We start from the raw sequence: 12,456 nt of genomic DNA, 5'->3' as shown, positions 1-12,456 counted from the left end.
TCTCCAAGCCGTCCAGTATTACACGCCATCATCAGCATTTTTCTGGAAATCATAACGCATGATCGGGCGGGCTGGCACTCTGCGGGCGACGACCCTGAACCCGGCGCGAGCGAAGGTGGAGGCGTGTCCGCTGCCGGAAGCGCTCGGCGATACGCCGGCATCAAACGGATAGGCCTCGAGTGCAGGGGCGTTTGCGCGCCTTGCAGCTTGCAGCGCCGCTGCGATCAGGTGAGACGTGATGCCTTGCCGGCGGTATTTTTTTCGCACGTAGAGGCAGGACAAGGACCAGACCGGCGCATCATCCACCCGCTTCAACTGCCACAGCCGATCGAGCCAGGGCACGGCATCTCTGGGCGTCACCTGACACCAGCCGACAGCAGTAGCGCCGTCGAAAGCGAGTACGCCTGGAGGCGGACCATGCTCGACGGCTTGCCGGAACGCAGCCTTGTTTTCCTCGCCTGGTCGCTTTCGATAAGAACTGCCGATCCGCCCGTACATACACCAACAGCGACTGCAGACGGCGCTCTCACCGAACAGGTCCTCGAGCGCGGGCCATAGATCTGATGTCAGAGGGCGAGAGGTAAGTTTCATGTCAGCTGCCTTTCTCAACTCGCTGTGCGCAGTCTAGCACCTGGCAGCGCGTTGACGCATCGGTGCCATCCCGATACGGGAGAAGATCGATATCGAGGGGATTTTTGGCGCATGGTGCATTACGCGGACGGACGGCCGATCGGCGATCTGACGCTGAGGACCTTGGCCATGCCTTCGGACGCCAATGCGGCGGGCGACATTTTTGGCGGCTGGGTGATGGCGCAAATGGACCTGGCCTGCGGCATCCGCGCCGCCGAGCGTGCCAAGGGCCGCGTGGTGACGGCGGCGGTGAAGGAAATGTCGTTCGCCAAGGCGATGAAGATCGGCGATACGCTGTGCATCTATACGCATGTCGAGCGCGTCGGCCGCACCTCGATGACGCTCAAGGTCGAGGCATGGGCGCAGCGCTACCTCTCCGACCTGATGGAGAAGGTCACCCACGCCGACTTCGTCATGGTGGCGCTGGACGGCGAAGGCAAGCCGAAGGCCGTTCCGGCGGAAAGCTGAGTTACCTTCTCCCCTTGTGGCTGACTTCCCTTCTCTCCTTGTAAGGGGGGAGATCGGCCGTCATCTTTGAATTTCGCCAATCGCCAACCTCGAAAAAGAGGCGCTGTCGGCGGAACTGCCAATCTCCCCCCTTGTGGGGGAGATGTCCGGCAGGACAGAGGGGGGCGCTGTCCCGCCGGCGTATCAAGTTGTACCGGCGAGCCCTGCCTCGATCACAATATGCTGGCAGACGTTGTCGATGTCACGAATGACGTCGTCATTCCAGAAGCGCAGGATGGTCCAGCCGTCCCGTTCCAGACGCTTTGTCCTCGCCTCATCGCCTGCATCGGCGTCGGCATGCTGCGAACCATCGACTTCGACGACGAGCTTCTTGTCCGGGCAAGCGAAGTCGACAATGTAACCGCCAATCGGAAATTGTCTCCGGAACCCAAGCCCCATCAGCCGATGTGCGCGAAGCTCGTTCCAAAGCTTCAGTTCAGCACCGGTCATCGCCTTCCGCATCGACCTGGCGTTTGCGCGATTTCGCGGAGGCAGTGGCGTGTGAGGCATTGGTCAACGCTCGGTGGTTATTGAGGATGGCGCTTTACGGCGCCCCCCTCTGTCCTGCCGGACATCTCCCCCACTTGGGGGGAGATTGGCAGTTCCGCCGACAGCGCCTCTTTTTCGAGGTTGGCGATTGGCGAAATCAAAGATGACGGCCAAGCTCCCCCCTTGTAAGGCGGCTCGCCCGCAATGCGTCAACACATCCTGAACCTGCCTTGGCGAGCGCTCGCTGCCGCAACCCTTGCAGCGCAAAGGTTTCAGGCATGTATCTCATCGAACTTTTCGCGAGCGGCCTTGACCCGCTCGGTGTTCTTGCGCGCCCATTCGCCGAGCGCGCCGACCGGCACAAGCAGCTCGTAACCAAGGTCGGTCAGTTCATAGTCGACGCGTGGCGGAATGGTCGGAAACACTGTGCGGGTGACGAAGCCGTCGCGCTCCAGCCCGCGCAACGTGGTGGTCAGCATTTTTTGCGAAATGCCGCCGACGGCGCTGCGCAATTCGTTGAAGCGCAGCGGCCCGTCACCGAGCTTGCCGACGACGAGCACGGTCCATTTGTCACCGACGCGCTGCAGGATTTCCGAGATGGCGCGGCAGTCCTCGGTGCGGTGCGGGTGTCTTGGTATCAAAAAGGTGCCTCCTTGCGCCTCGTGAGCACAGTCACTCATATAGCTCAGGTATCTAAACGATACCAGTAATTCGCCTGAAGGAGAGCCCCTCTATGTCCAAACCCAAAATCGCCATTGTCGTCGGTTCGACCCGCGCCGCACGCTTCGCCGACGTTCCGACCCAGTGGATCGCCAAGATCGCCAAGTCGCATGCTGACATCGACGTGGAGGTGGTCGACCTGCGCGACTTCCCGCTGCCGTTCTTCGACGAGGTCGCTTCGTCCGCCTGGGCGCCGTCGCAGAATGAAGTGGCCAAGCGCTGGCAGAGAAAGGTCGCCGAGTTCGATGGCTTCATCTTTACCGCCGCCGAATACAACCATGGCCCGACCGCCGTGCTGAAGAACGCGATCGACTACGCCGCCAATGAGTGGAACAAGAAGCCGGCCGGCTTCGTCGGCTATGGCAGCGTCGGCGGCGCGCGTGCCGTCGAGCAGCTGAGGCTGCATGCGGTCGAGCTGCAGATGGCGCCGGTCAAGTCGGCAGTCCATATTGCGTGGGGCGATTTTCTTGCCGTCCGGCAAGGTGAAAAGAAGCTCGAGGAGCTCGAGCACCTGAACCAGGCGGCGACCGCGCTGATCAACGACGTTGCGTGGTGGGCCAAAGTGCTGAAGGCGGCGCGCCAGGCCGACGCGGTGGCCGAGGAAGTCAAGGCGGCCTGAACCGCAGAACCAGAACAATCCTCCCAAGGTTTTCCGGGGCGGCGCTTGCGTCGCCCCTTTTGATTCAGGCGATGGCTGGCTGCCGCGCCTGCCGAGGCCTGATGATGCAGTCGGCGAGGCGGTCCATCTCGTTCAACTCATCCGCATGGTGCTGGCCCCACCCGCAGAGCGCCAGAAGGATAGGCTCGAGGCTGAGGCCGAGGCGCGTCGCCGAATATTCGACGCGTGAGGGAATCTCGGCAAAGATCTCGCGTCTGACAAGGCCGTGTTCCTCCATTTCGCGAAGCTGCTGGATCAGCACTTTCTGGGTGATATCAGGCACCAGCGTCTTCAGCGCCGACAGCCGCCGGGGGCCGTCGAAGAGATGGTAGAGAATGACAGCCTTCCATCGGCCCGAGATAACTTTCAGGGCGCGTTCCGCCGGCAGCAGCGGCAGTCTCTTGGTTGGCAGCCTTTTGGTCGACACCCTTTTGGTCGGCCCCGTTTTGGTTGGCATGGCCATGGTCACCTCCTGGTCAGCAGGGAACAAATGAGTGTGTAGTCGCGATCAGGCAGATAGTGGCAAACAGCAGCCGATGCCATAGCGATGGATGCATGCCATGAGAGCCATTCAACTGAACCGTTTCGGCGGTCCCGACGTCCTGGACGTCGTCGAGATGCCGAAGCCAGAGCCGCAAACAGGCGAGGTGCTGATCCGCGTTCATGCGGCCGGCGTGAATTTCTTCGAAGTGTTGATGCGCGGGGATCGCTACGCGGTGACGCCGCAATTGCCGATGGTTCTCGGCGTCGAAACTGCCGGCACAGTGGAGGCGCTTGGTCAAGGCGCTGACACCTCGCTGGCAGGGACACGCGTCGCGGCGCCGCTGTTCGCTTCAACGCACCCCTTTGGCGGCTATGCCGACTATGTGACGATCGACGCATCGCTGGCCGTGCCTTTGCCCGACGCGCTCTCATTCGAAGACGCGACGGCCTTGATGGTGCAGGGACTGACGGCTTTTCATCTGCTGCGGCAAAGCCCGCCAGCCGGCAAGTCGGTGCTGGTCACTGCAGCCGCGGGCGGTGTCGGCTCGTTGCTGGTCCAGCTCGCCAAACGCCAGGGCGCCAGCGCCGTGATCGCGGTCGCCGGCAGCAGGGCCAAGCTCGATCTTGCCCTGTCGCTTGGCGCCGATGCCGCGGTCGATTACAGCACGTCGGATTGGCCCGCGCGAGTGCGGGAGGCGGCTGGCGGCGCCGGCGTCGATGTCGTCTACGACATTGTCGGCGGCTCGATGACGGCGGCATCGCTGCAAGCGCTCGCGCCTGGCGGAGAGCTGGTTTTTGCGGCGCTGGGCAGATACACGGTCGGCGCTGCGGAACTGGAAGCGATGATCACCCGGAACCAGTCCCTGCGAGGTTTTGCCCTGCTGCCGCTGCTTTCTCCCGACGTGCTGCGCGGTAGTCTGTCAGAGCTTTTCCATCTAGCCGCCAGCGGCGGACTTTTGGTGACAACAGGCGGCCGCTATCCGCTCGACCGGGCCAACGAAGCGCACCGCCTGCTGGAGGAGCGCCGCTCGACCGGCAAGGTCGTGCTGACACCTTGAGTGGTGGTCGATTAACCGCGCACAGGCTGCGTGCAATGCGTGTGCTCAAATGGTGGGAACAGCGCCAGGAGCCGACTTCTGGCGGGCCGGATTGCAGGCGGCGAAGGCCTCTAAATGACTCTCAAACCTTGTTCTGTGTCCGCTATATTGCCATTCAATTTGATCACAACCCAGCGTACTTTATTCGCATTGTTGTCCGCTTTTTCAGTTGCCTCAGCAATCATCGGCAGTCTTTCTTTTTTTCTTGTTCCAAACTCATCGACATAGATTTTAATTTCATTGTCCCGTTTCGCGCCAGCTTGATCGAATGAGGCGTAGAATTCCAAGCCAGCTGTCAGTAGATTATTGCCAACAATGTCGAAGTATTTAATGCCACCTTTAGGGACGTCAACAGGGTTATCTTCCAAACGATCTATATCTACAGGATCTACAGGCATAGGATGTTCCTCCTTGTTATTGCCTCACTTTCGACGAAATCAATCTAGATCGCCTGCTTTTCGTGGCGTCCATCCGCTTGATCTTGCCATCACGCCGCCCGATCTACCCATGCTGCCACCGGATCTGCCCATGCCGCCGCCCGATCTACCCATGCCTCCGCCCGACCTGCCCATGCCTCCGCCATGGGCCTCTCCAGATAACAGGATTTGCTCGAGTGACCCCGTCTCTGCGTCCAGCCTGAGTGAATGGTCGCTCTTGTCGTAAATCCATACTCTCATGTCCTTGGAGAAGGCTCCAATTTGCAAGCCGAGGCCCGTTCGCGCACTGGAGCCGGGAGCTCGGGACAGTCTTTTGTACTCAACTTGGCCAGCGGCATTGGTCGGGGGAGGGTCGTCGGGGTCAAGGCCAGCCCCATGGACGAGAAAAATCGCTGGCGGAGCCAGTTCATAAAATGCTCCCTCAAAGGAAAAAGAAAAAATCCGCGCCAGACGCGCATCAGGGCGTTGATTCGGAGCAGTTCCAACAACATGTTCGAGCTGGCGTCGCAGAAAATTGTTGTTTCCTGGTCTTGGTACCCGTAAGTTACCGTATACGCCGCCTCCTCTCAGGATCACGTCGTCAAGCGGCCGCCCAAACAGATATACAGATGATACGCCAAGTAGTGTTTCATTATCTGACATCTTCCTCTCCACTCATTATTATCTAGATAGACATCGACCTCGCTAACAGAACTCTTTCTCGATAGCTCATCTTCGGAAAATTAGATATATCTCTCGGCAGCAAGGTGCGCGCCGAATGGGAATGGCCGCGGCGCGGCCTATTGTTGATCCGCCTGCCAGCGTGCAGCTCGCCGATGCCCCGACGCCTGAAATTGCGATCGATGAGCCTTGAGAACCCACCCCCCGTCTCGACCTCGTCGACGGCGAGCATCGCCGTCGCGACATCTCCATAGTCCAGAAAATCGGGCCCCAGAGCCCATAGGGTTTCGGCGAGATACATCCCGACGACATCGCGCGCATCGAGCAGCGCCTCGCGGAAGCCGTCAATCCGGCGGGCGAAAGCGCGGTCGAAGGCGTCCTGTAGTGGCGCCCGGGCAGCCGGATCGGCTTCGGCGACATCGGCGAGATTCTCGACCTCGGACGAGATCAGGCCGCGTGCCACCAAGCTCTCGTGAAAGATATCGACCAGGATGTCGAATATCGCGCCGGTGAGCGGCTCCGACAGGTCATGCTCGTTCTTCCAGCCGTGAACGAATTCGGCCATCGTCCGCTGGTTGTTCGCCAACCTTATCTGGCTATGCGGCGAAAATTCCGAAAAGCGCGCGAGACGGTTGGCGAGATAGAGGTTGCCGCGCGTCTCATCCAGCACATTGTCGATCACCGACGGGAAATGCATGGCGGCGATCAGCGACACGCAGTCGGAAAAGGCTTCCTGGAAGCCGACATATTCGGGGAACTCTTTGCCCAGGCCCGGCACGCCCAGCACGGCGAAGGCTATCGCGTGGCCGACCTCGTGAGCGATGACATCGAAGTCGAGGCTGAAAGGGAGGATACTTCCGTCCGTCTCGAATTGGCTGCCCACTTCGAGATAGCCGTAGCCGAACTGAGCATTGTTCCATGTCGGCAGAATCGAGATTTCCAGACGCTCATGGTGATCGCGGAAATGCCATGCTACCGACTGGCCGAGGTAGCGTTCCCACACATCGAGCGTGAACCGCACGGAGCCGAACAGATGCGCGGCCTCGAAGCCGGGCGTCGATGGCTGGTAGTGATCGAAATTGCCGCGCTCGTCGGGCACTGCCGGCGCGAGGATATTTCCTGTCCAGGGCGGCAGATAGATAAACGGCGTTCCCAAGGGCGCGCGGTTCACGCCATAGGGCATGGTCTTGCCAACCGGCTCCACGACATACATTCGATCGTCCGACGGGCCGACACCGACGCTTCCGAGGGGCGATGAAACCGTGACGATTTCAGGGCACGCTCTATCGTCCTCGAACGGAGGCTGGACAAAGAGCCTGAATCGGGTCGCCATCCCAGTACCCCACGACCTATATTAGCTAAGCATAAATTAATCTCCGTTGCTTGGCGAGAACTTCGTAAGCAACGTAAGCCTTTTGTTTGTCGGGTCTGCGAACGCGCCCCGGCCCCGCCCTATTCCGTGAGTTCTATCAGCCTGGGATAGCGCGGGTGGCCGCGAATGGACTCGAAATCGGAGTCGTTCTTGAACCACAGCTTCATTTCCGTGCCGACCTGAGGCAACCAGGCCTCCAGCAGGTCGATCGACCGGTCGCTCTCGCCCAGCATCGCATAGGTGCAGGCGGCATTGTACTGGATGTTTATGTCGCCGGATTCGGTCGCAAGGGAGCGCTCCAGCCATGCCAATGCTCGATCGTGCTCACCGAGGAAGGCGAGCATGATCGCGCCAAGGCATCCGACATTGGCATTCTCCGGGTGGAGCCTTAGCTCCTCCTCGGCCTTCTCTATCGCGATCCGCGCATAGTTTTCGGCTTGATCGTTCTGCCCGAGCGAGCGGAAGACGTTCACGAGCATAACCGGCGCACCATAGTCCGCCGGCTTGATCTCCATTGCCCTCAGGAAATACGTCGCTGCCATTTCGAACTGACCCTGGGTCACGCAGAACTCGGCATAGTACCGATTGGCCTCATGGCAGTTAGGATCGATGGCCAAAGCCCGCTCGAAGGCGGCAACCGCCTCGGCGCGGCGACCAGCGCCCGAAAGGGCGTGCCCCATGGCCGCATACGCTTCTGGCAGATTGGGGTCGATAGCCAACGCCTTTGCAGTGGTTGCCAGAATATCCTCGACCTGAATGTCGAAGCCAAATTGCGAGCGGAGCCGCGTGTTGCAGACCGCGATGCCGGCATAGGCTCGAGCATAGCTCGGGTCGAGTTCGATAGCCCTGGCGAAACTTTGCCTGGCCATCAGGTGGTTTGCCTTCGACGCGATGTGGTAATACTCGCGGCCTCTCAGATAATGCGTATAGGCTTCGACATTCTCGGTCGGCGCTTGCTCGATCGCCTTCTTCTCCTCGGGAAGGAGTTTGACCTTGAGCTGCTCGACGATTGCCTTGGTGATCCCGTCCTGCACGGCGAAGATATCGGTGAGGTCGCGGTCGTAGCGGGCGGCCCAGACGTGGCCGTCGCTCGCCCCTTCGGTCAGTTCGGCATTGATCCTGACGCGGTTCCCGGCTTTGCGGACGCTTCCCTCGACCACATAGGCGACACCGAGTTCACTGGCGATGTGTTCCAGGTTCAGGGCGCGGCGCTTGCAGGCGAAGACGGTGTTGCGGCTGAGCACGAAGAGGCCCGAAACGTTGGACAGGTCCGTGATGATGTCCTCGGTGATGCCGTCGCTGAAGAACTCCTGGTCGGGATCGTTGCTCATATTGGCGAAGGGCAGGACGGCCACCGAAGGCTTGTCGGGGCGCGTCCCAATGTCACCGGTCCGCATTTCGTTGCGCGAGGCGACATTCCCCCAATTGGCGAAATAGACATGCACCGGATGGGACATGTTCTTCACCGTCCTGGCACCCTGATCGGCGAAGCCCACGCCGAGCTTGTTGCCAACCTCGTGGCGCACCGCCTCCGAACAGGCAATGCCGCCGGGTACGGCGAGACCTTGCAACCGGACTGCCATGTTCACACCGTCGCCGTAAAAATCGTCGCCGTCGACGATAAGATCGCCGAGATTGATGCCCATCCGAAACTTGAAATGGCGGTCTTCCGGGATCCCGGCGTTGCGCTCTACCATCCCGCGCTGGATTTCTACGGCACAACGGGCGGCGTTGAGAACGCTGCCGAACTCGACAAGTAAGCCGTCGCCCATCACCTTGAAGATGCGCCCGCCATGCTTGGCTACAGTGGGATCGAAGAACTCGCGGCGATGCTGGCGAAGCGCGCCGAGCGTTCGCTCTTCATTTGCTTCCATCAGGCGACTGTAGCCTACCACGTCGGCAGCCAGGATCGCCGCCAGACGGCGCTCAACCCGCTCCTCGGACATGCCGTCTCCGAAAAACGTCGATACTACACGATTTAACGGCATACCGGTGAAGGTTTTTCGATGTGGGCCGCAACGCGAGGGTGCGGGCTGGGATCGACATCAGCCCGCGTTGGAAAACCTCCCAAGCAGGAAGCCGCGGGGTGCAGGGTGGATGCTATGGGGAAAGCGCGGGGCTGGCGGTGACCAGCGGGCCGACAGCCGCAATCGGGGTGGCCCCAAACCTTGTGTCGGTCGGCCCTGCGCCTCATTCAGGTCGTTGAGATCAGTTTTGCCGTTTCCTGAAAGCAGACATAGCCAACGACCACGCTGGAGATCATGGTTGCGCCAGTAACCAACGATCCCGCCATCGCGGACAAGGGCTGAATCAAACCATTGACGTTACTCTGCGCTGAGATTCTGCCTCTGAGCGGCGGCACACTCTTCCAAAAAGCAGGATGTTTCGAAGCACGATCAATCGCTTGAACGATTAGGCCGAAATAGCGGAATCCGCATGCAATAATTGGCGAGGTTCTCGTCCCGTGTCGTCGATCAATCCCGGCGCGGATCGTAAGGCCTGGCGGCCCGTTGAGCGACGCGCTCGCGGTACCTCGCGTCCGTTCCACTTCGGTTTTCCGGCTTGGTAAGCGTTTCGACAGGCTTCCCGAGGACGACCAGCAGCGTGTCCCATTCTTCCTGGCCGAGCGTCTTGTAGCGGTACTCCAGACCCGGCGAAGCCAGGAGCTGCTCGATCTCAGGCCGCGCGAAAGAGGCCGCAGGGCCAATGCGGCGAAAGCCGCTTCGCACGGCATCGGTGGCCACGGTCAGGTCGCTGAAGCCATACTTGCCCGGATCGTAGACGGAGTACTCGCGCAGCAGCCGCAACAGGTCGGGCACGGCATCGACGCCGCGATCGCCCTGGCGCTGGATCAGGCCGGTGGCAAAGCGGCTGACCGCCGGATCCGCGAGAATCGCGCGCTCTTCCGGCAGAGGATCGGCGTATGCATCTAAGGGAAGGCCGGCCAGGGCATTGACCCAGTGGCGCGCCTCCTTCTTGTCAGAGGCCGCGAGGTAGCGGCGGGCGGCGAGCCGCCGCAGATCGGCGGAGTCACCATCGACCTGTTTGATGATCGCCCACAGACCGTCTGAGGATCGCACCCGCGGGTCCTCCAAGATGCGAACCAGCAGACGCCGGTCGCTCTCGCCGAGCGGCTGGTCGTTCGCGCGGAACGAGTCCATCCACTGATTGGCGAGCGCGAACGCGGGATTCCTCACCGGCTTACGCGGATCGTCGAGCGCTCTGGCGAGTTCCTCGCGCGTTCTCGTTTTCGTCGTTTCCATATTCACGCCGCGCGAAACGCTGGTGTGGTCGAGTAGCAGCCGGTTGACCGGAACCTCGGCGTACATCCTTCCGTCACCGAGCCGCCGACGCGCCCAGCCGAACCGGAAGTTCTCGATCCCGCCCGAAGCCCCGATCAGCAACGGCGCCGCCGGGGCAAAGATCGACAGGATCGACTGCCGCAGCAGCACCCGTTCACCGGCGTCGGTGATGGTGAGCGCCATGCGGTGGGGTGCGGAGGGTTCGAGCGACCAATCCACCCGTCCCGATCGGGGCTTGGCATCGGGCACGGCGGGGCCGTTCTCGATCGCGATGGTGAAGTCGGGTTCGGGGGCGTCGTCGCTTTGTAGCAGCGCCTTGCCCTCTGACAACATCAGGTTCCATTCGGCTTCCAGCGCGCGCTGAGGGGCGAGCGGATCGGAGGCATTGTAGCGCCGCTCTTCCAGCAGGCCATGCCCGATGACGGCGCTTCGTTTGCCTGGCGTCGAGTCCGGCACGACGCGATAAGTATTGGAATGACCGCGAAGGGTCTGGACGCGGACCGAATTGACGCCCGGGGTCTTGAGCAAGGCCGCGCACAATGCATCGCAACGGCCCTCGAACGGGCGGGCGAGGAGAATGTCGCCGTTGAGCGCAATCGGTGCGCTCGACTGAATGTCCGGCTCCTTCAGGCTGGCCAGCATGCCCTTCGCCCAGGTGAGGCCTGGCTGGGGGATGGTCCAAAACAGTGCCAGCGTCGCGGCGCCCGACATGACGTTCAGAGGAACCCCTGAAACGAAACGTCCGAGCAGCAAGCGGAACGGGGCGAAGGCGACGCCATACATGAAGGCCGTGGGCATCGACGCGAGGATGAGCCCCGGGATGATCAGGAAACTGCCGATAATGACCAGCCATGGCATTGTCAGCGCCACGAACGCGCCGACGCCGGTGATGATCAAGTAAGTCTTCAACCACATGCGCGGAACCTTACCGCGCAGGACTCAAAAAAATGATAAAGCTACTGTTCTCGGGTCGGTGCCGTTTTTGGGGATCCGCCCGTTGACGAATCTCGTTACGCTCACCTCAAAAAGCTGTCGATCGTCCGCGTTTGGAGGCTCTGGCGCCTCCATCAGATGGCCGGCTCGGTGAATGTTTTTCGATGCGGGCGCGCAACGCAGACATCGGCCCGCGTTGGAAAATCTCCCAAGCATCGATCAGGCGATCTGGCCTTCTTCCGTGACCTGGCCGGCCTTGCACTAGGCTGACACCTTCGCCGCCTGGCTCGCGCCGTTACGCAAATCCGAATGGGTCGGAGATAGTTGCGCTGCGTCTCCCGTGAGAAACGCCACATGTTCATGTCGCCGATCAACCGCTGGCGCAAAGGGCTGATGGGTGCATCGAGAGCGGGATGGGTCATTGTCAGGCTCCTTGTTGAAGAAGCCCGTCATGCTCTGCCGCCGCCGAATGACGCTCAATGCGGGCGCGACGACCGGTCCCTGATCTCTACCTCAACCGCAGGCGCCCTCCCGCGTAGCGGGTTCGTTCTCCGACCCGAAGCAGAGTCTCACGCGACGGCGGCATGGCTGCTTTGCGCCGCATGTCCGCCCTTGAGGCGATCCTTTGCGATTGCCGGATAGCAGACGCTGCCGGCGACCACCTTGGACATCTTATTGCGCCAGGGCAGACATTTCCGATCGCGGGGCAGGCGGCCCCGGATGGGTCGCTACTTCGGCATTGGGAGGAGACTTCTGAAGTCCGATCCCTCTCCGCCCCAGATCGGTATTGATGTACCGACACCGGGCAGTCATACTTACGGGGCAAGTGACGAGAAACGAGCCACAATGCGTCTGCTGCCAAATCTGCTCTCCCGTTTTGTAAAAAACGGGCGCCTGACTGTCATATTCGAGGACGGTTTCAGGCAAGCCTTCGGCAGTGGACAGGATGGGCCCGACGTGACGATCCGCCTAACCGACAAAGCGGTCGAACGCGAGATCTTCTTCAATCCGGAACTGAAGGCGGCCGAAGCCTACATGGATGGCCGCTTGGTGATCGAGAACGGTGGCAAGCATTTGACCTCTTGTCACTTTTTTCTGTCAACCGCACTGGGATGGCAGCCCACCCCGTTCAGAAGGCGTTGCGGAAAGTCTGGCGTGCGTTGCGCCG

The 12,456-nt window shown here is 61.0% G+C and carries 13 protein-coding genes; 4 read left to right on the top strand and 9 right to left on the bottom strand.

Annotated features, from left to right (window positions below; genetic code table 11):
• Positions 1–18 precede the first annotated feature (18 nt).
• Positions 19–498 carry a GNAT family N-acetyltransferase gene (locus tag BLT09_RS25750; protein ID WP_091598342.1) on the bottom strand — a complete coding sequence of 160 codons (480 nt, stop codon included), beginning with the start codon at positions 496–498 and terminating at the stop codon, positions 19–21.
• Between the two features lie 204 nt (positions 499–702).
• Between BLT09_RS25750 and BLT09_RS25745 the strand changes: the two genes are divergently transcribed.
• Positions 703–1,098: an acyl-CoA thioesterase gene (locus BLT09_RS25745; RefSeq protein ID WP_027151084.1), complete on the top strand. Its 396-nt coding sequence runs from the start codon at positions 703–705 to the stop codon at positions 1,096–1,098.
• A gap of 183 nt (positions 1,099–1,281) precedes the next feature.
• Here BLT09_RS25745 and BLT09_RS25735 read toward each other — a convergent pair whose 3' ends face one another.
• Positions 1,282–1,647 (bottom strand): endonuclease domain-containing protein, encoded by a 366-nt coding sequence (locus BLT09_RS25735; RefSeq protein WP_091598336.1) that lies wholly within the window; start codon positions 1,645–1,647, stop codon positions 1,282–1,284.
• Between the two features lie 251 nt (positions 1,648–1,898).
• Positions 1,899–2,267 carry a winged helix-turn-helix transcriptional regulator gene (locus BLT09_RS25730; protein ID WP_167366537.1) on the bottom strand — a complete coding sequence of 123 codons (369 nt, stop codon included), beginning with the start codon at positions 2,265–2,267 and terminating at the stop codon, positions 1,899–1,901.
• Between the two features lie 92 nt (positions 2,268–2,359).
• Here BLT09_RS25730 and BLT09_RS25725 point away from each other — a divergent pair, with 92 nt between their 5' ends.
• Positions 2,360–2,965, top strand: a complete 606-nt coding sequence (locus tag BLT09_RS25725) for an NADPH-dependent FMN reductase (protein ID WP_091598330.1) — start codon at positions 2,360–2,362, stop codon at positions 2,963–2,965.
• Between the two features lie 64 nt (positions 2,966–3,029).
• On the opposite strand, the gene BLT09_RS25720 is transcribed toward BLT09_RS25725, so the two are convergent.
• On the bottom strand, positions 3,030–3,467 hold the full coding sequence (locus tag BLT09_RS25720; RefSeq protein WP_236473073.1) for a winged helix-turn-helix transcriptional regulator: 438 nt from the start codon (positions 3,465–3,467) through the stop codon (positions 3,030–3,032).
• Between the two features lie 97 nt (positions 3,468–3,564).
• Between BLT09_RS25720 and BLT09_RS25715 the strand changes: the two genes are divergently transcribed.
• Positions 3,565–4,545: a quinone oxidoreductase family protein gene (locus BLT09_RS25715; protein WP_091598500.1), complete on the top strand. Its 981-nt coding sequence runs from the start codon at positions 3,565–3,567 to the stop codon at positions 4,543–4,545.
• A gap of 110 nt (positions 4,546–4,655) precedes the next feature.
• Here the strand turns inward: BLT09_RS25715 and BLT09_RS25710 are convergent, their stop codons facing one another.
• The 5 genes from BLT09_RS25710 to BLT09_RS25690 all read right to left on the bottom strand — a co-directional run bounded on the left by BLT09_RS25710 (position 4,656) and on the right by BLT09_RS25690 (position 11,252).
• Positions 4,656–4,982 carry a hypothetical protein gene (locus tag BLT09_RS25710; RefSeq protein WP_091598327.1) on the bottom strand — a complete coding sequence of 109 codons (327 nt, stop codon included), beginning with the start codon at positions 4,980–4,982 and terminating at the stop codon, positions 4,656–4,658.
• Positions 4,983–5,021: 39 nt separating this feature from the next.
• Complete coding sequence (locus BLT09_RS25705) at positions 5,022–5,663, bottom strand: hypothetical protein (RefSeq protein WP_091598498.1); 642 nt, start codon at positions 5,661–5,663, stop codon at positions 5,022–5,024.
• 22 nt (positions 5,664–5,685) lie between these two features.
• Positions 5,686–7,014 carry a gluzincin family metallopeptidase gene (locus BLT09_RS25700; protein WP_091598324.1) on the bottom strand — a complete coding sequence of 443 codons (1,329 nt, stop codon included), beginning with the start codon at positions 7,012–7,014 and terminating at the stop codon, positions 5,686–5,688.
• 119 nt (positions 7,015–7,133) lie between these two features.
• Positions 7,134–8,999, bottom strand: coding sequence for an adenylate/guanylate cyclase domain-containing protein (locus BLT09_RS25695; protein WP_091598321.1), 1,866 nt, complete (start codon positions 8,997–8,999; stop codon positions 7,134–7,136).
• A gap of 528 nt (positions 9,000–9,527) precedes the next feature.
• The gene (locus BLT09_RS25690) at positions 9,528–11,252 is read right to left on the bottom strand and encodes a hypothetical protein (RefSeq protein WP_139172681.1); all 1,725 of its coding nucleotides are present in this window, start codon (positions 11,250–11,252) and stop codon (positions 9,528–9,530) included.
• Between the two features lie 756 nt (positions 11,253–12,008).
• On the opposite strand from BLT09_RS25690, the gene BLT09_RS25680 reads away from it, so the two are divergent.
• Positions 12,009–12,456 (top strand): DUF7884 domain-containing protein (locus BLT09_RS25680; RefSeq protein WP_483127911.1); only part of this gene is annotated, 448 nt, incomplete at its 3' end.

The organism is Mesorhizobium muleiense, assembly GCF_900099905.1.
GTDB classification, from domain to species: domain Bacteria; phylum Pseudomonadota; class Alphaproteobacteria; order Rhizobiales; family Rhizobiaceae; genus Mesorhizobium; species Mesorhizobium muleiense.
This window is presented reverse-complemented; position numbering and strand designations above follow the sequence as displayed.